This is a genomic window from Lysinibacillus telephonicus (assembly GCF_039654155.1).
Taxonomy (GTDB): domain Bacteria; phylum Bacillota; class Bacilli; order Bacillales_A; family Planococcaceae; genus Ureibacillus; species Ureibacillus telephonicus.
On record NZ_CP155468.1, the window covers coordinates 3,767,501 to 3,788,213 of the forward strand.

Annotated in this window: 22 protein-coding genes (1 of these 22 only partly in view); 5 read left to right on the forward strand and 17 right to left on the reverse strand. The window is 36.2% G+C overall.

All coding sequences use genetic code 11. The annotated features are described in order from the left end of the window. On the forward strand, positions 1–168 hold the 3' portion of the coding sequence (locus MKY04_RS18345; RefSeq protein ID WP_126295941.1) for a YgzB family protein. The gene continues 183 nt to the left of window position 1, outside the view; the window shows 168 of its 351 coding nt (coding positions 184–351); the start codon falls outside the window, past its left edge; its stop codon occupies positions 166–168. Positions 169–313: 145 nt separating this feature from the next. Here MKY04_RS18345 and perR read toward each other — a convergent pair whose 3' ends face one another. From perR to bcp, 3 genes are all read right to left on the reverse strand, one after another. Further along, positions 314–760: a peroxide-responsive transcriptional repressor PerR gene (gene perR, locus MKY04_RS18350; RefSeq protein WP_126295940.1), complete on the reverse strand. Its 447-nt coding sequence runs from the start codon at positions 758–760 to the stop codon at positions 314–316. A 204-nt stretch (positions 761–964) separates the two neighbouring features. After that, the gene (locus MKY04_RS18355) at positions 965–1,909 is read right to left on the reverse strand and encodes a D-2-hydroxyacid dehydrogenase (protein WP_126295939.1); all 945 of its coding nucleotides are present in this window, start codon (positions 1,907–1,909) and stop codon (positions 965–967) included. After that, complete coding sequence (gene bcp / locus MKY04_RS18360; protein ID WP_126295938.1) at positions 1,909–2,382, reverse strand: thioredoxin-dependent thiol peroxidase; 474 nt, start codon at positions 2,380–2,382, stop codon at positions 1,909–1,911. The genes MKY04_RS18355 and bcp overlap by 1 nt, the downstream gene beginning before the upstream one ends. Before the next feature lie 115 nt (positions 2,383–2,497). On the opposite strand from bcp, the gene MKY04_RS18365 reads away from it, so the two are divergent. Together MKY04_RS18365 and MKY04_RS18370 are read left to right on the forward strand one after the other, a co-directional pair. After that, positions 2,498–3,787, forward strand: a complete 1,290-nt coding sequence (locus MKY04_RS18365) for a glutamate-1-semialdehyde 2,1-aminomutase (RefSeq protein WP_126295937.1) — start codon at positions 2,498–2,500, stop codon at positions 3,785–3,787. Between the two features lie 184 nt (positions 3,788–3,971). Further along, positions 3,972–5,060, forward strand: coding sequence for an FUSC family protein (locus MKY04_RS18370; RefSeq protein ID WP_126295936.1), 1,089 nt, complete (start codon positions 3,972–3,974; stop codon positions 5,058–5,060). A gap of 263 nt (positions 5,061–5,323) precedes the next feature. Here the strand turns inward: MKY04_RS18370 and MKY04_RS18375 are convergent, their stop codons facing one another. From MKY04_RS18375 to mutY, 9 genes are all read right to left on the reverse strand, one after another. Next, positions 5,324–6,217, reverse strand: a complete 894-nt coding sequence (locus tag MKY04_RS18375) for an ABC transporter permease (protein WP_126295935.1) — start codon at positions 6,215–6,217, stop codon at positions 5,324–5,326. Between the two features lie 14 nt (positions 6,218–6,231). Then, positions 6,232–7,236, reverse strand: coding sequence for an ABC transporter permease (locus tag MKY04_RS18380; RefSeq protein WP_126295934.1), 1,005 nt, complete (start codon positions 7,234–7,236; stop codon positions 6,232–6,234). Between the two features lie 114 nt (positions 7,237–7,350). Next, positions 7,351–8,976 (reverse strand): ABC transporter substrate-binding protein, encoded by a 1,626-nt coding sequence (locus MKY04_RS18385; RefSeq protein ID WP_126295933.1) that lies wholly within the window; start codon positions 8,974–8,976, stop codon positions 7,351–7,353. 38 nt (positions 8,977–9,014) lie between these two features. Then, on the reverse strand, positions 9,015–9,986 hold the full coding sequence (locus MKY04_RS18390) for an ABC transporter ATP-binding protein (protein WP_126295932.1): 972 nt from the start codon (positions 9,984–9,986) through the stop codon (positions 9,015–9,017). After that, the gene (locus MKY04_RS18395; protein WP_126295931.1) at positions 9,958–10,977 is read right to left on the reverse strand and encodes an ABC transporter ATP-binding protein; all 1,020 of its coding nucleotides are present in this window, start codon (positions 10,975–10,977) and stop codon (positions 9,958–9,960) included. The genes MKY04_RS18390 and MKY04_RS18395 overlap by 29 nt, the downstream gene beginning before the upstream one ends. 352 nt (positions 10,978–11,329) lie before the next feature. Beyond that, complete coding sequence (locus tag MKY04_RS18400) at positions 11,330–13,072, reverse strand: ABC transporter ATP-binding protein (RefSeq protein ID WP_346234915.1); 1,743 nt, start codon at positions 13,070–13,072, stop codon at positions 11,330–11,332. Between the two features lie 413 nt (positions 13,073–13,485). Further along, complete coding sequence (gene ntdP / locus MKY04_RS18405) at positions 13,486–14,034, reverse strand: nucleoside tri-diphosphate phosphatase (protein ID WP_126295929.1); 549 nt, start codon at positions 14,032–14,034, stop codon at positions 13,486–13,488. Positions 14,035–14,233: 199 nt separating this feature from the next. After that, the gene (locus MKY04_RS18410) at positions 14,234–14,410 is read right to left on the reverse strand and encodes a hypothetical protein (RefSeq protein ID WP_185807686.1); all 177 of its coding nucleotides are present in this window, start codon (positions 14,408–14,410) and stop codon (positions 14,234–14,236) included. 69 nt (positions 14,411–14,479) lie between these two features. Further along, a complete protein-coding gene (mutY, locus tag MKY04_RS18415) occupies positions 14,480–15,541 on the reverse strand; it encodes an A/G-specific adenine glycosylase (protein ID WP_126294004.1) in 1,062 nt (353 codons plus the stop codon). Between the two features lie 133 nt (positions 15,542–15,674). Between mutY and MKY04_RS18420 the strand changes: the two genes are divergently transcribed. Next, positions 15,675–16,661, forward strand: a complete 987-nt coding sequence (locus tag MKY04_RS18420) for a metal-dependent hydrolase (protein ID WP_126294003.1) — start codon at positions 15,675–15,677, stop codon at positions 16,659–16,661. Between the two features lie 223 nt (positions 16,662–16,884). Here MKY04_RS18420 and MKY04_RS18425 read toward each other — a convergent pair whose 3' ends face one another. Genes MKY04_RS18425 through recX form a run of 3 tightly spaced genes read right to left on the reverse strand, consistent with a single transcriptional unit; the run spans position 16,885 to position 18,293 of the window. Further along, complete coding sequence (locus MKY04_RS18425) at positions 16,885–17,160, reverse strand: YfhJ family protein (protein ID WP_126294002.1); 276 nt, start codon at positions 17,158–17,160, stop codon at positions 16,885–16,887. A 1-nt stretch (position 17,161) separates the two neighbouring features. Continuing rightward, positions 17,162–17,491, reverse strand: a complete 330-nt coding sequence (locus MKY04_RS18430) for a YfhH family protein (RefSeq protein ID WP_126294001.1) — start codon at positions 17,489–17,491, stop codon at positions 17,162–17,164. Continuing rightward, positions 17,484–18,293 (reverse strand): recombination regulator RecX, encoded by an 810-nt coding sequence (recX, locus tag MKY04_RS18435; RefSeq protein WP_126294000.1) that lies wholly within the window; start codon positions 18,291–18,293, stop codon positions 17,484–17,486. The genes MKY04_RS18430 and recX overlap by 8 nt, the downstream gene beginning before the upstream one ends. A gap of 286 nt (positions 18,294–18,579) precedes the next feature. On the opposite strand from recX, the gene MKY04_RS18440 reads away from it, so the two are divergent. Continuing rightward, complete coding sequence (locus MKY04_RS18440; protein WP_126293999.1) at positions 18,580–19,371, forward strand: polysaccharide deacetylase family protein; 792 nt, start codon at positions 18,580–18,582, stop codon at positions 19,369–19,371. Positions 19,372–19,561: 190 nt separating this feature from the next. On the opposite strand, the gene ribH is transcribed toward MKY04_RS18440, so the two are convergent. Next, positions 19,562–20,029, reverse strand: a complete 468-nt coding sequence (ribH, locus tag MKY04_RS18445) for a 6,7-dimethyl-8-ribityllumazine synthase (RefSeq protein ID WP_126293998.1) — start codon at positions 20,027–20,029, stop codon at positions 19,562–19,564. Between the two features lie 36 nt (positions 20,030–20,065). Continuing rightward, the gene (gene ribB, locus MKY04_RS18450) at positions 20,066–20,686 is read right to left on the reverse strand and encodes a 3,4-dihydroxy-2-butanone-4-phosphate synthase (protein ID WP_126293997.1); all 621 of its coding nucleotides are present in this window, start codon (positions 20,684–20,686) and stop codon (positions 20,066–20,068) included. Positions 20,687–20,713 lie beyond the last annotated feature (27 nt).

A 20,713-nucleotide genomic window follows, 5' to 3' on the forward strand; every position in this document is an offset into this window, starting at 1 on the left:
GGCTTATTATCCACAAGAGCTGTTCAAGTTGTCTGTCCAAATTGCGGGAAACACACAAAAGTTCTTGGTCGAGTAGATATGTGTATGTATTGTAACGAGCCGCTTACATTAGATCCTACACTTGAAGGACAAGAATTTAACGAAGCATATAATAAGAAAAGTAAATAAAAGAGAGGTCGACTTATTAGAACTACCCCTTTTCAAAGGTAATAATGGGTAGTTCATGTAAGCGACCTTTTTTTTAGAAGTTAAACGTTATATAAGCTTCGTGAAAAATAAAACCTAGTAACATTTAGCTACTAGGCAACTTTTACTATAAAACTTGTTTTTCAACGTTTTCAAGACAATCTTGACATGTACCATACACTTCAAGGCGATGTGAGTGTACTTTGTAGCCAGTTACATGTGATGCAAATTGCTCCACTTCGTTTAAGCCTGGATAATGGAAATCAACGATCTTACCACAGCATTGACAAATCATATGGTAGTGATCATTCGTTACAAAATCAAATCGACTTGCTGCATCACCATAAGTAAGTTCTTTTACCAAGCCTGCTTCACGGAAAACACGTAAGTTATTATAAACTGTAGCAACACTCATGTTTGGGAACTTGCCTTCTAGCGCTTTATATATTTCATCTGCAGTTGGGTGTGTCATTGATTCAATTAAATATTCCAAAATAGCATGACGCTGCGGAGTAATTCTTACACCAGTTGTCTTTAACGTGTCTAGAGCATCTTTTAAATGCAGTTCAGACATCGCCATGCACCTCTCTTCGTACAGATTCTTAATTTATAATTGTTATAATTAGTGTAGCGAATAAACAAGATATAGTCAACATTTCCTTACTTTACACTGTTACTTTACGTTTATTTTCCACAAATATTCATTAAAATTCAATAATTTTTAACAATCAGAAAAAAAGATTTCCTGTACGACCGTATTCCTTTATCAATTAGAATCTCAATAACCACGCAAAATATTCATCTTATTCTCAACATCTGTTTCACCATTTAGCCATTTTTCTAAGCTTGGTTTAAATATTTCTAAACTGCGCTCCACATAACGGGATGAGTGGCTGGAAAAATGAGGTGAAATAGTTACGTTGTCAATTTCCCACAGCTTGCTGGATAGTGGAAGTGGTTCTTCTTCAAAAACATCGAGCACCGCATGGAATATTAGTTTTTGTTCGAGCGCTTGAATTAATACATCCGTTTTGACAACATTACCTCTTCCAAAATTCATAAAAATTGCATCATCTCTCATTAACTTGAAATGATCCAATTTTATTAAATGTTTAGTCTCCGGAGTGCTAGGCAACATTGAAATAACAATATGAGCTTTTGGTAATTGTGATTCCAATTCATCAATACGATAAGTTTCATTCATAAATGGTGCATCCTCACCACTGCGATTACAGCCAATTGTATAAACTTCAAATGCCTGCAGTAATCTTCCAATCTCAGAGCCTATTGCACCAGGGCCGATAATTAAGGCTGTGCTGCCATTCAGTTCAGAAAGTTGCGCTTTTTTATCCCATACTTTATTACGTTTATTTTCATAAATAAACGGTAATGCCCGCTTCAATGATAAAATATGTGCAAGAATAGATTCTGCCATTGGTGTTTTATGAATACCGCGGACATTAGAAACTAAAATATTCCGCTCTGCAATAGCTTTTGCTGGCATTTTTTCAATTCCTGCAGATGCAACAAAAATCCATTTTAAATTTTTAGCGATCTCAATTCGAGAATCATTTAAATCTTCTCCATATGTTACTAATACATCTGCCTTTTCTAGCTCTTCTTCATCTAAACGAGCATGGAAAATGAATTCTACATGTGGGAATTGTTTTACTAAAGGTTCTTTCAAGTCTGGTCTAGGGTCAAATGTAAAGTAAATTCTCATTATTCATTTCCCCCTTCCTTTAAATACGTTAACACTTCTTCTATATGATTTTTCACCTTTACCTTGCGCCATTCTTTTTCTACAATTCCGTCTTCATTAATTAAAAATGTAGAGCGTTCGATTCCCATAAATTCACGTCCATACATTTTCTTCAATACCCAAACACCATATTTTTCGGCTACTTCATGGGTATCATCAACCAGCAATGAGAAAGGAAGTCCATATTTTTCGATAAACTTTGTGTGCTTGTCTGCTGTATCGCCGCTTATCCCTAAAATTACTGCGTTTAAATCCTCAAATGATTGGTAGTGGTCTCTAAAATCACAGGCTTCAGTTGTACAGCCCGGCGTCATGTCTTTTGGATAAAAATAAAGAACAACCTTTTTCCCTCTAAAATCACTTAAGCTAACTTCTTCTTCTTTTTCATTTATTAGTGTAAAATTCGGTGCTTCCATATTTACTAAAGAATCCATATTTATTCCTCCCCTTTATTTCTATCGTACAGAACAAACAAAGTAGTTTCAAATTCTTTGGATTTCCTTTGAAATAGGGCTACAATAGATGTGAAAATAGATAGGAGGCATTTTGATGAACCATTTAAAATCCGAAGAAATTTATAAAGAAGCACAGGAGCATATCGTTGGTGGGGTAAATAGCCCATCACGTTCGTATAAAGCTGTTGGCGGCGGAGCACCAGTTGTTATGGCAAAAGGAAAAGGACCATATTTTTGGGATGTAGACGGAAATCGTTACATAGACTATTTAGCAGCTTATGGACCAATTATTACAGGCTTTGGTCATCCACATATTGCGCAAGCAATCTCTCATGCTGCAGAAACTGGCGTATTATTTGGTACACCAACTGAACATGAAGTAAAATTTGCCAAAATGTTAAAAGAAGCAATCCCTTCATTAGATAAGGTTCGATTCACAAACTCAGGAACTGAAGCAGTAATGACAACAGTTCGTGTTGCACGTGCATATACAGATCGTACAAAAATCATCAAATTTGCTGGCTGCTACCACGGCCATTTCGACCAAGTTTTAGTTGCCGCTGGTTCGGGTCCAGCTACATTAGGCTCTCCTGACTCGGCTGGTGTGCCCATAGCTGTAGCAACAGAGGTTATTACAGTACCATTTAACAATAAAGAACAATTCAAACTTGCAATGGATAAATGGGGCAATGAAGTTGCAGCTATTTTAATCGAACCAATCGTAGGGAACTTCGGAATTGTAGAGCCAAAGCCTGGATTCCTTCAATATGTACATGAGGTTGCAAAAGAAAAAGGTGCATTAACTATTCATGATGAAGTAATTACCGCTTTCCGTTTCCATTACGGAGCTGCACAAGATTTACTCGGCTTAACTCCAGATTTAACAGCAATGGGTAAAATTATCGGCGGCGGTCTGCCAATTGGTGCATATGGTGGTCGCAAGGAGATTATGGAAACAGTTGCACCACTTGGACCAGCATATCAGGCGGGAACAATGGCAGGAAATCCAGCGTCCATGTTAGCAGGAATTGCATGTCTTGAAGTATTAAAACAACCGGGTGTTTATGAGGAAATGGATCGACTTGGCGCTATCCTTGAAAAAGGCATTTTAGAAGCAGCTGAAAAACATGGCGTTACGATTACAGTTAATCGATTAAAAGGAGCTTTAACAGTTTACTTTACAGACGAAAAAGTTGAAAACTACGAACAGGCTGAAAACTCAGATGGTGAAATGTTTGGACGCTTCTTTAAATTAATGCTTGAAAAAGGAGTAAACCTGGCTCCTTCAAAATACGAGGCTTGGTTCTTAACAACTGAACATAAAGAAGAAGATATTTTAGAAACCATTGCAGCAGTTGACTATGCATTTTCAAAGCTTAAATAAATTTGTTATAGAATACATTTACTAGCAAGACAAGCAGATGTAAAGCGACTTTGAAAGTGCGGATTTAACAGCAATTCAAATTTTTTATCCCTTAATAAAGAATTCGGTTGACCACGGTGAAAAAATTAGGTAAAGTAATGTGATTTCCAATACTTTGATTTTGAAAGAGAGGGCTTATTTTTTTATGCAATTAGGTGCCCGTGTTTTAAAAACAGGTGTCGCTATTGTTTTTGCACTTTTTCTTGCAGAATTACTTAACTTACCTTCACCTGTTTTTGCTGGTATTGCTGCAATTTTTGCAATACAGCCATCAATTTACCGTTCTTATTTATCAATAATTGAACAGATTCAAGGGAACTTTATTGGTGCAACAGTTGCTGTGTTATTCGGTTTAATATTCGGACATCATATTGTCGCAATTGGGATAGCAGCGATTATTGTGATAGGTTTGATGCGAAAATTCAAATTGGATAGCTCTATGTCTCTTGCACTTGTTACGGTTGTTGCCATCATGATTTTTGAAGGAGAAGATTTTTTAGAGTTCGCTATTATTCGTTTTGCAACAGTTATGGTTGGGGTATTCGCAGCATTTATTGTTAATTTAGTGTTCCTTCCGCCGCGCTACGAAATTAAATTATTCACGATGATTGATTCATTGCAGGATGATATAATTCGTTGGACACGACTAGCGGCAAGGCAAGCGTCTGAACATACATCAACGAAAACGGCATTAAATAAATTCGAATCACGCCTGTCTGGAGTAGAAACTATGTACGGTTTTTACAAGGAAGAACGGCACTATACAAAAAGCAAACGATTTATACAGGCACGTAAACTAGTTATTTATCGCCAAATGATTACAACAACGAAGAAAAGCTTAGAGCTGTTGTATCGTCTGCATAAACACGAAAATGAAATTGCAAATTTACCTGATCAGTTTCGGATAATGGTACAGGAACGTCTAGATTTTCTCTTAACTTTCCACGAGCAATTGCTGTTAAAATTTACTGGCAAACTACGCCCAGAACATTCAAAATGGGTAAACGAAGCAGAAAACAAATACGCTGGTGTAATGGAGCAGCTAATACAACAAATTGCTTTTGAACAAAATCGTGAGGGAGAAGAAGAATTTTCAAGTTATCATTTATTCTATATTTTCTCTAGACTTTTAGATTACGAAGAAAATTTAGAGCATCTTGATACATTGATCGTTTCCTATAGGAGCTATCATAGCAACGAGAAAAATACAAATTTAGAAGAAGGCTTTTATTAACGTATTAAGAAAAAAGGTTGAGGTATCACAATTTTAGTGAAACCTCAACCTTTTATTATTTTCGTGGTTGCTAGACTCCCTGTTTCTTCGGTTCGTCTCCAGCGCATTTCGGAGTTAAACGAGCCTGCTCCGCTTTTCTGATTGTCTAGCTGCGCAGGCTAACTCCTCGTGCGCTTCAACTCCTCCTTCGAAGGCAAAAAGCGCCTTCTTGTCGGAGTCTCCAGCGCATTTCGGAGTTAAACGAGCCTGCTCCGCTTTTCTGATTAATTTTTCATTTTTGGGTCGAGTGCATCTCGCAAGCCGTCACCCATTAGATTAAATCCAAGTACTGTTAACATAATTGCGATTCCGGGAAATATCATTGTCCATGGTGCAGTCATTAAATGAACCCGTGCATCAGACAGCATTTTCCCCCACTCTGGTTTTGGTGCTTCCGCGCCTAACCCTAAAAATCCTAGTGCTGCCGCCTCAATAATCGCTGTTGCAATCGCAAGCGATCCTTGAACAATTACTGGTGAAAATGAATTCGGTAATATATGTCGCCACAAAATTCGGGAATCCTTCATACCAATCGCTTTTGCAGAAACAATATATTCCTCTTCTTTTACACTTAACACTTTCGAACGAATTAATCGTCCGAAATTCGGAACATTTATAATAGCGATTGCAATTAATGCATTTTGTAGAGACGGACCTAAGATAGATACAACTGCAATTGCTAATAAAATGCTTGGAAAAGCAAGCATAATATCAAATATTCTTGAAATAATTGTATCAATCCAACGTCCGTAATATCCTGCAATAATCCCTAAAAAACAACCAACAATTGCCGATAGAACAACGGCTGAAAATCCTACATACAATGAAATTCTAGCCCCATGAATAATACGCGAGAAAATATCTCGTCCAAAATCATCTGTTCCAAACCAAAATTCACTAGATGGCGGTGCTAATCTAACACTAAAGTCTTGATCATTTATTCCCTGAGGTGCAATCAAGGGACCGAATATAGCTAGCAGGATGAAAAATAAAACAATACCTGTTCCAACGAGTGCAGACTTGCTTTTCTTAAAGCTGCGCCAAGCCTCTTTCCATGGTCCAACAGCTTTTTCTGGTTTCGATGTCATATCAATAGATTTTGAGACCAATTCAGACATGTTTAGTTCCCCTCCTAGTTATATTTAATCCTTGAATCAATTACAGTGTATAAAATATCTACAATAAGATTAATCATGACAAACATAAATGCAACGACTAAGATTCCCGATTGAATCACGGTATAATCACGGAAACCAATAGCTTCATATATATAACGCCCAATGCCCGGCCAGCTGAAAATAGTTTCGGTTAAGATAGCTCCGCCTAAAAGTAAGCCAGTTTGTAAACCAATTACAGTTAAAATAGGTATCAATGCATTTTTTAAAGCATGCTTATAAATAACTTTCACCATTTTTTGACCTTTCGCACGAGCTGTACGAATATAATCTGAACGCATAACTTCTAACATGGAAGACCGCGTCATTCTTGCTATAATCGCCATCGGTATAGTGGCAAGGGCAATTCCAGGCAATATTAAATGTTTCAATGTTGTTAAAAATTGGTCATATCTACCTTGAATCAATGTATCAATTAAATAAAAATGGGTTATAGCATTGACAGGATCTCTCACCTCTTCACGTCCTGAAGTAGGTAACCACCCTAAGTTAATGCTAAACGTCCATTGCTCCATTAGACCGAGCCAAAAGATTGGCATTGACACACCAATTAAAGCGACAACCATTGCGATATAATCAAACCAAGAATTTTGGAACCAAGCAGAAATTATCCCAGCATTCATGCCAATTACTATAGCTATTATCATTGCAAATATGGCTAATTCAATCGTTGCAGCTAAATATGGCCAAATTTCAGTTGAAATCGGCTGCCTCGTTCGAAGCGACTCTCCTAAATCACCTGTTAATAAGCCTTTTAAGTAATCGAAATATTGAATATACCACGCTTGATCAAGTCCTAATTTTTGGCGAAGGGCCGCAATTGATTCCTCTGTAGCTTGTTGGCCTAAAATTACTTGTGCAGGATCACCGGGTATCGCACGAATGATAAAAAAAACAATAAACGTCATTCCTAGCAACACAGGTATTAAATGAAGAATTCTTCTCCCTATGTAGTGAAGCATACTTTCACCTCTTTCATCAGAATGTACCAGGATACAAAAATAATGGAGTATTTATAATTGCATGTGTACCTGGCACACTAAAAAATAAATTTGTGCGTCCAGGTACACTAAATTTTATTGCATATATACGTTTACTAAACTTTCAGATCCTGTCGGGTGCGGCAAGTAGCCTGTTACACCTTTTTTCGCTGCAAGTAATGGTGTTGAGTGTGCTAATGGTACCCATGGAGCATCCTCATGAATAATTGCTTGCGCTTGTTTATATAATTCATTACGTTTTTCTTCATCTACCTCTGATTGAGCTGCAATTAACAAATCATGCGTCTCATCATTTGAATAATAGGTATAGTTGTTACTGCCGATAGTATCTTTATCAAGCAATGTATATAGGAAGTTATCTGCATCTCCATTGTCGCCTGTCCAGCCTAATAAGAATGCATCTGCCTCACCGTTGTTTGCTTTTTCTAAATAAGTTGCCCATTCATACGTAACGATTTTTGAAGGAATTCCAACGTCAGCCAAGTTCTTCTGAATTGCTTCAGCTACCTTTTGTCCATCCGGCATATATGGACGTGGAACTGGCATTGCCCATAGCTCGATTTCAGAGCCATCGTAGCCAGCTTCAGCTAACAATTCTTTCGCTTTTTCTGGATCATATGGATATCCTTCAATTTCATCATTATATCCACTAATTGATGATGGCATTGGGTTGACCGCTACTTCAGCGCGCCCTTCAAAGAAAGCATCCACAATTGTTTGTTTGTCAATTGCATAGTTAACTGCCTGACGAACTAGCTTATTATCAAATGGTGGACGAGTGTTAGTTAAACCGAGATATCCAACATTCATTGAAGGACGTTCAATTAATTGTAAATCTGGATTCGATTCAACTGATGCTCCGTCAGATGGATTAATTCCGTCTGCTAAATCGATTCCTCCAGTGATTAGTTCATTTAAGCGTGCAGAGTTATCAGGTATTGCTCGGAAAATAATTTTATCTAACTTTGGAAGACCTTCTTGCCAGTAATCTTCGTTCTTTTCGACTGTAATTGAATCGTTTCGTTTCCATTCAACAAATTTAAATGGCCCTGTACCAACTGGATTATCTCCAAAAGCGTCGCCATCTTTTTCAAATGCAGTTGGTGAAGCAATTCCAAATGGACTCATTGCAAGATTTTTAAGGAATGGTGCTTGAGGGCGAGTTAATTTAAATTCAACTGTATAATCATTGACAGCAGTTACACTTTCAATCACATCTTCGCCTTCTGCTTTAAACATAGAGTTGAAGTAATAAAACTTCTCTTCAGCCCCACCTTTCCAACGCTCAACATTTTTAACAACTGCTTCAGCATTGAAATCAGTTCCATCGTGGAATTTCACTCCTTCCTGTAATTGGAACGTATAGGTTAAACCATCTTCACTTACTTTCCATTCCTTAGCCAACCCTGGATGAATTGTAGTATCTTGTTCTCCAAAGTTTAATAATGTTTCATAAATATTTTCTGTTACTTTAAATGATTCACCATCTGTAACGATTGCTGGGTCAAGTGAAACGGAATCTCCACCACGACCAAATACTAATACTTGAGGCACTTCCTCTGCTGGTTCTTCCGTAGCCGGATCATCAGTTGTTTCTGCAGGTTCTTCAGCAGTATTTTCATCACCACTACATGCAGCTAAAAAAACCGAAAGGACCAGAAGTAAAAATAGTCCCAATGTCCAAAACTTGATTTTTCTCATAAAAACCCTCCCATTTTTCAAACTTATCTATGTCATTGTCACGCTTCTCCATATAAATGGCAGGCAACAGAATGACCTTTTTTAACTTCTACTAAATTCGGAACATTCATTTTGCAGGTAATCGTTGCGTATGGACATCTAGTATGAAATGCACAACCCGCATCTGGAACTGAATTTGCAACATCTCCAGTAATAATTACCTTTTCTCTCTCATATGTTGGATCAGGTACTGGTACAGAAGATAGTAATGCTTGTGTGTATGGATGAAGTGGTTCAGCATATAAAGATTCACTATCTGCCAATTCTACTAATCTACCTAAATACATCACTCCGACTCTATCGCTAATATGGCGAACAACACCCAAGTCATGGGCGATAAAAATATAAGTAAGCTTTAAGTCTTCCTGTAGTTTTTGCATTAGATTCAATACTTGAGCTTGAATAGATACATCAAGAGCTGATACAGGCTCATCTGCAATAATTAACTTCGGATTTGTCATTAAAGCTCTGGCAATGCCGATACGTTGGCGCTGACCTCCGCTAAATTGATGTGGAAATCTCCTTGCGTGATAAGCACTTAATCCAACAATTTCTAAATACTCTTCAACCATTTCTTTACGCTCCGCTGAGCTTCCAATACCATGAACAATAAGCGGTTCTTCTAATATCTTTTTAACTGTATGTCTTGGATTTAAAGAGGCGTATGGATCTTGAAAAACCATTTGAATGTCTCGCCGCGCCTTCCTCATGTCCTTATTTGATAATGTGGAAAGCTCAATACCATCAAACTTAATCGATCCTTCTGTGGGCTCTAAAAGACGCATAATCATTCTTCCAGTTGTCGATTTTCCACAACCGGATTCTCCGACTATTCCAAGAGTTTCTCCCTCATTTACCTCAAAAGAAACATCATCCACTGCTTTTACTTCACCATGCTTTTTACCTACAGCCCCAGATCGTTTTGGGAAGTATTTTTTTAAGTTATCGACTTTCAACAGTACGTTCGACAATACCAACCCCTCCTTTCTCCTCTAACAAGAAGCATCTCGCTTTGTGAGCTTTAGAAGATTCATACAATGGCGGATTTTCAGTTACACAACGGTCACTTGCAAACTCGCAGCGAGGTGCAAAACGACATCCTTGTTGAATGGAACCTGGTTTTGGTACATTGCCTGGAATTGAATATAAGTTTTCCTTTTTATAACGCATATCTGGAACGGATTGAATTAATCCTTTTGTATATGGATGTTGAGGATTTTTAAATATATCAGCTACAGTAGCTTCTTCTACAATTTGACCTGCATACATAACAATTACCCGTTCACACGTTTCAGCAACTACTCCTAAATCATGGGTAATGAGTAATACAGCAGTTTTAAATTGTTTATTTAATTCTTTCATTAGCTTTAAAATTTGTGCTTGTATCGTAACATCTAGAGCAGTTGTTGGCTCGTCGGCAATTAATAATTTTGGATTACATAGTAATGCCATCGCAATCATTACACGCTGCCTCATACCGCCCGATAATTGGTGAGGATAGTCTTTCATTAGTTCCTCCGCTCTTGGTAAACCTACTAATTTCAGCATTTCAATCGCTTGATTCGCTGCTTGCTTTTTCTTCATGCCTTTGTTGTGAATTAAAATTGCTTCAATCAACTGATTTCCTATTGTGTATAAAGGATTTAAAGATGTCATCGGTTCTTGGAAAATCATTGCGACATCCTTTCCTCGAACTTTACGCATTTGTTTTTCAGTTAGCTGTGTTAAATCAATGTCATCAAGTAAAATTTGACCTGATGTAATTTCCCCAGGAGGAGATGGGACTAATCCCATAATGGATAAAGAAGTTACACTCTTTCCACAACCGGATTCTCCAACAATCCCTAAAATTTCCCCTTCATGAATATGAAAATCAATATGATCAACGGCAGGCACTTTTCCGTCATCTGTGAAAAAGGTAGTTTCTAAGTCATTTACTTTTAGTAGTTTTTTTCGCTCCATCTAATGCCCCCTTACTTGTATGTCTTTTAATACAAATTTGAAACAACTCTTTCTTTCCATTAATTTCTACTTCGTACAAGAAAATGATAGATTCGAAATCTATTAATCATATTTTTTTATGCTAAGATACTGTAAGTTATACAGCTTCATCAACAGAATTTCTTCGACAGGAATTTACATCTACGTCGCTTTAACGCGTTAATCTTCTAATCAATTAATTTGATAAAAAAATAAAAGTTTTGTTGCTTATTTAAGAGTTGAAGCCTTCATAAGCATCAAATATTTATTTAAAAAACAAAAAACCTAGCAAGTCGAATACTGACTTACTAGGCATTTTATTGTCGTTAAGTTTTTAGTCCAATTTTTGTATTTGGAATAGGTCAAAGTATACTTCTTTTTTCTCCATTAATGATTCATGAGTACCTTCTTCAACTAATTTTCCATGGTCTATAACAAATATTTTATCTGCATGAGTAATTGTTGATAATCTATGGGCAATTATAATCGTTGTACGATCACTTGCCAGTCTATCCAATGAATCCTGAATTAACGCTTCACTTTCTAGATCAAGTGCCGAAGTAGCTTCATCTAAAACTAAAATCGGTGGATTTTTTAAAAATACTCTCGCAATTGCTACACGCTGTTTTTGACCACCTGAAAGTTTTACGCCTCGCTCGCCAACTTTTGTATCATACCCTTGTGGAAGCGTCATGATAAATTCGTGTGCATTAGCTGCTTTTGCAGCAGCAATTACTTCTTCATCAGTTGCATCTGGTTTTCCCATTAATATATTTTGCTTAACGGAATCAGAAAATAAAATATTATCCTGGAGCACGATTCCAATTTGGGAGCGCAATGAATTTATCGTAACATCTTTAATATTGATTCCATCAATTTTAACCGCACCGCTCGTAGCATCATAGAAACGAGGGATTAAGCTTACGATGGTTGATTTCCCACCACCGCTCATCCCTACAAAAGCAGCAGTTTCTCCTGGGTTAATATTAAAATTAATTTGATTTAAAATTAACTTTCCATCTTTTTCATATTGAAAATCAACATTTTCAAAAGAAACACGTCCTTCAACAGGTGGCAAACTTTTGGCGTATGGTTTATCTTGAACATCATAATCTTCATCCATTAATTCGAACATTCGGTCCATCGATGCAATGGATTGAGTTAGCGTTGTGGAAGAATTGACTAATCTGCGTAATGGGCTATACAACCGTTCAATATAAGCGTAGAAAGCTGCCATTGTACCAACTGATAAATCCCCATTTATTACACGATATCCTGCATATCCTATCACTAATAGTGGAGCTATATCCGTAATCGTATTTACGACAGCAAAGGACTTTGCATTCCACTTTGTATGATCGAGTGCGCGATCGAGAAATACACCATTTTCACCATCAAAAATCTTTTGTTCATGTTTTTCAAGTGTAAAACTTTTAATAATGCTTATTCCGCTAACTCGTTCATGTAAATAACTTTGAACATGAGCTAACGCTTGGGATCGTTTTCTTGTTAAATCCCGAAGTCTGCCAAAGAAGTACTTAACACTGATAGCAAAAAACGGCAATGCAATGATAGAAACTAAAGTTAGCTTTACATCCATTGCAAGCATTATCCCAATTGCAATTAGAATTGTGGCAACATCCAACCATAAATTCATTAAGCCAATCATAATGAAATTTTTCGTTTGTTCTACATCGTTAATAACACGGGAAATAACTTCACCAGCACGAGTATTAGCATAATATTTTAAGCTTAGCTTTTGTAAGTGGCCGAATAGTTCTTGTCTTATATCAAACAGTACTTTGTTGCCGACATGCTGTGCAAAATATTGACGATAATATTCAATTGGCGGACGAATAATGAAGAATAATATGACAGTTCCACCTAGCCAGAAAAATAATTGTTGGATTTTTTCACTATTTGTCATGTCTGTATCGATAATATGATCAATGACGATTTTTATTAAAATAGGAATAAAAAGTGGAATTGCAAATTTTAAAATACCAATAATGATGGTTAATATAATTTCCCATCGGTATGGTTTCACAAAGCGCATGTAACGTTTTATACTACCCAATTTATTTATAACACTTCCTTTAATCTAGAGATATTAGATAAAATATGTAACATTATTCAAAAAACTACTTAATATATTCGTACTAGCCACGGACAACGTGTAAGCTAAAGCATTAGATTATAAACGCATAAACTATAGTACCCCCTGTGGATAAGAGGCACACTCCACTATTTCGCCACTTTATCTACAATAACATAAAAAAAGTCGTCTATTTAAATCAGACGACTTTATTTCAGTAACGCCTCACCAGCGTCCGGATTTTTCAAGCCTAGACCAACACGGTGTTGGTCAGTTAACCGTTTGTGCAGGGGACACGAAGAAGCTACACTGCTTATTATTGGCGCCTTTCAAAAATTCGTGTTATCCCAGAGGCTTTGATGCAGCGAACGTATTGTACTTCCACTGCATAAAAATTATTTTTTATTCGATTGCATTTCTTTATTAAATAGGTATCGATTCGTCCATACCTCTATAAAATCGGGCGCAAACGGACCTCTTTTTTGTTTTATCCAACTAATTAATTTATTTACATTTCGTTTTAAAATTTTATCAATAACTTCTGGATAGCCCATTTCTTTTTTATGTTGCTCATATTCATCTTCATCAAGCACTGTATAAGTCATATCAGGAAAAACTTTTATATCAAGGTCGTAATCAATATATTTAATTGCATTATTATCGAAGACGTATGGAGAGCTCATGTTGCAGTAGTAATACACTCCATCTTCACGCAGCATACAAATGATATTAAACCAATGCTCAGCATGAAAGTAGCAAATAGAGGGTTCCCTTGTTAGCCATGTTCGCCCGTCTGATTCTGTAACAAGTGTACGTTCATTTGCACCTATAAATATGTTTTTCGTGCCTTTTAAGACCATTGTTTCCTGCCAGACACGGTGGATGCGACCATTGTGCTTATAACTATGTATTTGTATCGTATCTCCTTCATTTGGTATTGCCATATAAAGCCCACCTTTTCGTCTATGCTATAATCATGTAGCAACTTATTAGGTATATTATAGCAATGCATTACAAAAACTTGTAGCTAGAAAGAACATAATTTTTATATCGATTAACAAAAATTGGCTTATTAAAAAATTAAGGTATAGACATAATGTCTATACCTGTAAAGTGAATTTGCTATCCACTTGTTTAAGCATTTTAGTTATTATCATTGTTATTTTGGTTGTTATTATTGCGTTGGTTGTTGCGTTGATTTTGGTTTTGCTTTTGGTTTTGTTGACGTACTTGTTGGAAATCTTGATCAACTGCAAATTCTTCACGGTTGTTGTTATTGTTGTTGTTATTGTTATTGTTGTTGTTGTTTTTTCTCGCCATCTCAATTCACCTCCGTGCTAATTATTGTGGTCTGATGAATTGAAGATTATTCGAGTTTGATGAAATTAGTTAATTCAGAACATTCAAAATTTTCAACATTGGCACAGGCATTGGCAATTGATTAATTTGCTCCTTTGAATAGAAGCAAACATTTTCGGGTAAATCGGTCGCCTTTACTATCTTTACTAGGTTGCAATTCATTTCCCAAGTTAAGTGAGAAAATACATGTTTAAACGTCAATAAATTATCATTTACAAAGTCCATTATGTCCACATTGTAGTTTAACTGAAATTCATCACTCGATTTTAAAACTGATTCTTTGCTAATTTCAATCATTGGGAACTGCCACATATTAGCAAGCAACCCTTCGTCAGGGCGTTTTTCTAATAAGTATCGACCATTTTCATCATACCCAACATAGACATCATATTTTATTTTTTTATTTTTAATTTTTTTAGTTTTTATAGGCAACTGATCTGCATCACCCTCTTGAAATGCTATACAATAATCTCTAACTGGACAAAGTAAACATTTTGGAGATGTCGGTGTACAAATCATTGCGCCTAGATCCATTAAACCTTGGTTAAAGTCTCCTGGTCGTTGTGGATCAATTAACATGTCTACCGCTTGTTCAAATATTTTTCTAGTTTTCGGCAGTGCAATATCTTCTTTAATATGTAGAGCTCTACTTAAAACTCGCATTACATTACCGTCTACTGCATGTTCTGCCTTATTGTAGGCTATACTTAAAACAGCCCCTGCTGTATAAGGACCAACACCTTTTAATTTCGAAATATCATGCCGATTGTCAGGTACTTTTGCATCGTACTTTTCAACAACTTCTTTTACACCCGCTTGCAAATTCCGCGCTCTCGAGTAATATCCTAATCCTTCCCACATTTTTAAAAGTTCTTCTTGTGGGGCATAGGCAAGAGATTGCAAAGTAGGGTACTTTTTTAAAAACCTATTGTAATAAGGAATTACTGTATCGACACGAGTTTGTTGGAGCATTACTTCAGAAACCCAAATTTTATAAGGATCTGACGTGCGTCTCCATGGTAAATCACGTTTTTCTTTATTGAACCATTCGACTAAATTTTGTCGAAATAGTTCCTTATATTGATATTCCACAATAACCTCCAACTAATTACGATTTTAATTTTTGTAAAAAGGGTATAATATAAACATATGGATAAATGTAAAATTACCCAAAAACGTCAAGTATATGGCCAAATTTCCATCCATATACGAGGAGTTGATACACTTGGATTCAGGAACACATTTAGTAATGGGAATCGCTTTGGGCGGACTGGCTTTAGCAGACCCTGTCATAGCAGATAATTCGCTAAGTTTCACTGCCGTAATGGCTGGAACAATACTTGGTTCACAAGTACCTGACGTTGATACTGTATTAAAGCTGCGAAATAATGCAATTTATATAAGGCATCATCGTGGTATTACACACTCGATTCCAGCCGTTCTTTTATGGCCAATCGGAATTACTGCTATTTTATCGATAATTTTTCAAGAAACCAATATATTGCACTTATGGCTATGGACCTTCCTAGCAGTAATATTGCATGTATTTGTTGATATATTTAATGCATATGGTACTCAAGCACTTCGCCCATTTTCAAAAAAATGGGTAGCACTTGGTGTTATCAATACATTTGACCCAATTATTTTTGGATTACATTGCATTGGCATTTTGTTATGGGTTTACGGCTTTGACCCGGTAATAACGTTTAGCATTATGTACCTTATTATAATAGGTTACTATATATTACGATTTATCTTACAAGGTGCAGTTAAAAGAGCAGTTCATCATGCTATACAGGATGAGGAATATGTAATCGTAGCACCCACCATGCGTTTTTTCAACTGGCGAGTAGCAGCAAAGTCAAAAACACATTATTATGTTGGTCGTGCATATGGAAGAACGATTAATATTTATGACAAGTTTGAAATTCATCCCATTCCAAAAACTCCTATTGTTGAGAAGGCATTAGAGGATCATAATTTAGCTGCATTTGTTTCTTTTTCTCCTCTATACCGATGGGAAATTTCAGAATTTGAAAATGGCGTCACGGAAGTAAGGCTAATTGATTTAAGATATCGCAGCAATGACCGGTACCCTTTCGTAGCAGTAGCACATGTAGACGAAGATTTAAATATCGTAAATTCTTATACAGGTTGGATATATAGCGAAGATAAACTACAACGTAAATTGCAAATAGGGTCAAGCGATTAACAAAAATTAAATCCCCTGCAAAGTTCCGTATCTACGAAAACGCCATAAACTTTACCCGTCGCTTTGTTTTTGATGCAGTTTTAAAATTGCACATATGGGAAAGTTCAGACCGCGACTTTAAGAGGTTGGGCCAAGAGCTATACATTGTTATTCCTCTAACCGTGATGAGGAGTTGTCCACTTTTATTATGGACGACTCCTCTTTTTAATTCCCTATTTAATATCTATTGCAAGTTACCATCTTGTTCATCTAATAAATGAGCATATTTTGGATTTCGACCGGCAAACTCGTGAATTTTATCGCCATAGCTTGCAATCCATTGCTTCACTATTTTCTCTGTGTATTCTGCACCGCGATAGTCATACCCAGCTTTTGCATAAGTGGATTCGAAATCTGACCAAAGAAGTTCAATCCATGTCCGAGCTTTATTTACAGATAAATTCGGATTCTTGTCTGCTAATTGCTGTGTTAACTGTTCGATAATATGATTTGCATTCAATTTATTTCCCTTCCTTCACCGGTAAAAGAATCGAGATAGGTAATGCTTCTTCATATCGTTCTCCGCCTAAACGATATCCCCAAGCAAAACGCCCTTTTAAATACTCTACTTTAAAAAATTCTCCTGGTGCCCCGTCTATTCGGTAAATTTCACCGCTAATGATAGATTTCGGATCTATTAAATAAGCAGAAGCCATTATTGCTTTTCTTTCATATACTGCAAATTCGTTTACTATGCCAAGTTGTTCTGCTTTACGGGCTTTTTCTTTTAATTTTGCTATTTCTTCTCTTAATTCCTGTTCTGTCATTTGTGCATAATTTTTTTCATTCATGTTCTTGTGTCTCCTTTTCATCAATGAAACGCTCGATTACCTCTAGTGGAAAACCTTTTTGGTATAAGGCTTGTTTAACCTTCATATGCAACTCACTACCCATATATTTAGAGGTGTATTTTTTCCAAATTTTTTCACCTTGTATGTCAATCAGCTGTTGCCATTCTTCATCTTCTCGCTCTAATTGAATTTGGTCAAGTATTTCATTTATTATTGAAAAAGAATACCCTTTTCTCATAAGTATATCTTGCACTTTTTGCTTTACTTGCATAGGTGTTTTGGTGCTATTAGCTTTTATAGATTTTTGTGCAAGCTCCATGGCGATTTTCACTTGTTCTTCATATGTAAAAGTATCAAGCACTTTTATTTGTGTATCCTTATCGATGCCCTTTTTAATAAGGTCCTGTTTGATTGCACGCGGCCCTTTTTTAGCTGTCTTCTTTTTCGTTTCAAGAAGCGCTTTTGAATATGTTTCATCATTAAGGAATCCTAACTTTTCAAGTTTTCTAATCGCTTCTAAAATAACAGCCTCTCCAAAATCAGCATCTAAAAGCTTTTTCTTTACTTCATATTCACTTCGCATTTGATAACTTAAATAATGTAGTGCACGGTTAAATGCTTTTGAAATTTCATCTTCATAATTAATTTCATCTATTTCAAATTGGTCGAGTATTTTCCCTTTTGTTAAACCAAACTTTATAAGTGTAGCTTCATCGACAGCAAATGCAAAGTTTTCATTTAAATAAATATTATAACGCTCTGGATTATTTTTTTGACGACTTATTTTTGATATAACCTGCATATCTACACTCCTTCTACAGCATAGTATACATGTTTTTGTAGTTAGTTTCATTGAAAAGCATAAGTACCCTGTTTAGCTCAGATAAGAGCTGGTCGACAAAAATACAGCCTCCGTTGGCATTGTCAGCACTAGCAATCCGTGTGCGTCGGATGGACCTGACACGTGAGCAGGTGCAGACGCGACCTCGAGATGCTTTCACTGCTTGCACTAGATATTAACTTTCTTATTACCGAATAATGTACTTATTTTCGCACAAGATAAGCAAAAAGGAGGCTTTATTTTTTTTATGTGGAAACATCACATTTTTGGTTTAACCATTTGTGCAATAGTATTTACTATTGCTTTTAGTTTCGTTAAACCAAATGTTGCAAATGCAAACGCCTATCATTGGGGCTTTACTAAAGGAAAAGATGGAAAACCTGGAGAAGCAGGGGCTAAGTTTGAAAGAATTTTAAGTGAACACGGTGCATTTTATCGAGGAGATATAAACAAAAAAGTTATTTACCTTACTTTTGATAGTGGTTTTGAAAATGGGTTTACAGAAAGTATTCTCGACACTTTAAAGGAAGAAAATGTCCCTGCGACCTTCTTTTTAACAGGACATTATTTAACAAGTGCTACAGATTTAGTGAAAAGAATGATAAAGGAAGGACATATAATCGGAAATCATTCTTACGGACATCCCGATATGTCAAAGTTATCCGATGAAGCTTTAGTAGATGAATGGCATAAGTTTGATAACAAGTTAAAAGAATTAACTGGTATTAAGCGAACTTATTACGTTAGACCACCTAAAGGAATTTTTAGCGAACGTGATCTTCGTGTTGGCAATGAGCATGGCTATACCCATATATTTTGGGATACAGCATTTGTTGACTGGCATGCAGATTCCACAGTTGGATGGGAATATGCATATGATGAATTAATGGGTCAATTACATCCTGGAGCACTTATTTTATTGCATACTGTTGCAAAGCATAATGCAGATGCTCTACCTAAATTTATACAGGATGCAAAAAAGCAAGGCTATGAGTTTGGTTCATTAGATGATTTAGTTATGGATTCTTTATTTGAATAAAATAAACGGAATGCATCGTGCTCCTGCCGCTGCGCTTACGTCGCAAATAATACTGCTCCTGCCGCTGCGCTTACGTCGCAAAGATGGGCGATGAAGCTACAGACTCCTAATTATACATTTTATTTTAGAAACAAAAACAAACGCAAGAATGATGTTAAAAGTCAACATTCTTGCGTTATTTATTTGATCATTATTTAAACATTTTTTTCAAGTTTGCCATTTCAATTGCTGAAACTGCAGATTCATATCCTTTATTGCCAGCTTTTGTTCCTGCACGTTCAATTGCCTGTTCAATATTTTCAGTCGTTAAAACACCGAAAATAACCGGAACATTTGTATCCAGGGAAACTTTAGCAATGCCTTTTGCTGCTTCATTGCAGACATAGTCATAGTGTGAAGTAGCGCCGCGGATTACTGTACCCAATCCTATCACAGTGTCGTAATCTCCTGTTTCAGCCATTTGCTTTGAAATAAATGGTACTTCAAATGCACCTGGAACCCAAGCAATATCAATATTTTCCTCGTTAACTCCGTGTCTTTTTAGACCATCAAGTGCACCGTCTAATAATTTAGATGTAATAAATTCATTAAAACGTCCTACAACAATTCCTACTTTTAAATCAGTACCGATTAATTGTGCTTCAAATGTTTTGCCCATTTTTTATTTCTCCTTTTAAAAAACCAATTTTATTATTTATCTGTTAACAGTATTTTTTTCGCTAAGACGATATTTAACTAAATCTTCAATTGAAATAATTTTCAAGTTATGCACCTTCGAAAATTCAAGCAAACCATCCAACCGAAGCATTTTTCCGTCATCGCCCATAATTTCACAAATAACTCCTGCTGGATAGGATCCACATGCTTTTGCTAAATCAACTGCAGCCTCTGTATGTCCTCGTCTTTCTAAAACTCCATTATCCTTTGCTACTAAAGGAAACACATGTCCTGGTCTTCTAAACTGTTGGGGTTTTGCATTTTCGTTTATCATTTGAAGAATGGTAAACGAGCGCTCATACGCACTAATCCCAGTCGTTGTTTCAACATGATCTATACTTACAGTAAAAGCAGTTTGGTGATTATCCGTATTATTTTCAACCATTGCATGCAGTTCAAGTTTTTGTGCAAGTCCTTGGGAAATTGGTGTACAAATTAGTCCTCGGCCATATGCAGCCATAAAATTTATATTTTCAGGTGTTGCAAATTCCGCTAGGGATAATAAATCTCCTTCATTCTCTCTATTTTCATCATCCACTACAATGATGGTTTTTCCTTCTTTTAAATCTTTTAAAGCTTCTTCGATTGTGTGTAACATGAAAACCACCACCAATTTCTACTTATT

Excerpts from the sequence above, each read along its gene's own strand:
- MKY04_RS18375 (WP_126295935.1), bottom strand. The coding sequence starts at position 6,217 with ATGTCTGAATTGGTCTCAAAATCTATTGATATGACATCGAAACCAGAA.
- MKY04_RS18385 (WP_126295933.1), bottom strand. The coding sequence starts at position 8,976 with ATGAGAAAAATCAAGTTTTGGACATTGGGACTATTTTTACTTCTGGTC.
- MKY04_RS18410 (WP_185807686.1), bottom strand. The coding sequence starts at position 14,410 with ATGGCGAGAAAAAACAACAACAACAATAACAATAACAACAACAATAAC.
- recX (WP_126294000.1), bottom strand. The coding sequence starts at position 18,293 with ATGCAGGTTATATCAAAAATAAGTCGTCAAAAAAATAATCCAGAGCGT.
- ribB (WP_126293997.1), bottom strand. The coding sequence starts at position 20,686 with ATGTTACACACAATCGAAGAAGCTTTAAAAGATTTAAAAGAAGGAAAA.
- MKY04_RS18355 (WP_126295939.1), bottom strand. The coding sequence starts at position 1,909 with ATGAGAATTTACTTTACATTTGACCCTAGACCAGACTTGAAAGAACCT.
- MKY04_RS18380 (WP_126295934.1), bottom strand. The coding sequence starts at position 7,236 with ATGCTTCACTACATAGGGAGAAGAATTCTTCATTTAATACCTGTGTTG.
- ntdP (WP_126295929.1), bottom strand. The coding sequence starts at position 14,034 with ATGGCAATACCAAATGAAGGAGATACGATACAAATACATAGTTATAAG.
- perR (WP_126295940.1), bottom strand. The coding sequence starts at position 760 with ATGTCTGAACTGCATTTAAAAGATGCTCTAGACACGTTAAAGACAACT.
- MKY04_RS18430 (WP_126294001.1), bottom strand. The coding sequence starts at position 17,491 with ATGAATGAAAAAAATTATGCACAAATGACAGAACAGGAATTAAGAGAA.
- MKY04_RS18370 (WP_126295936.1), top strand. The coding sequence starts at position 3,972 with ATGCAATTAGGTGCCCGTGTTTTAAAAACAGGTGTCGCTATTGTTTTT.
- MKY04_RS18365 (WP_126295937.1), top strand. The coding sequence starts at position 2,498 with ATGAACCATTTAAAATCCGAAGAAATTTATAAAGAAGCACAGGAGCAT.
- ribH (WP_126293998.1), bottom strand. The coding sequence starts at position 20,029 with ATGGGCAAAACATTTGAAGCACAATTAATCGGTACTGATTTAAAAGTA.
- MKY04_RS18440 (WP_126293999.1), top strand. The coding sequence starts at position 18,580 with ATGTGGAAACATCACATTTTTGGTTTAACCATTTGTGCAATAGTATTT.
- bcp (WP_126295938.1), bottom strand. The coding sequence starts at position 2,382 with ATGGATTCTTTAGTAAATATGGAAGCACCGAATTTTACACTAATAAAT.
- MKY04_RS18395 (WP_126295931.1), bottom strand. The coding sequence starts at position 10,977 with ATGGAGCGAAAAAAACTACTAAAAGTAAATGACTTAGAAACTACCTTT.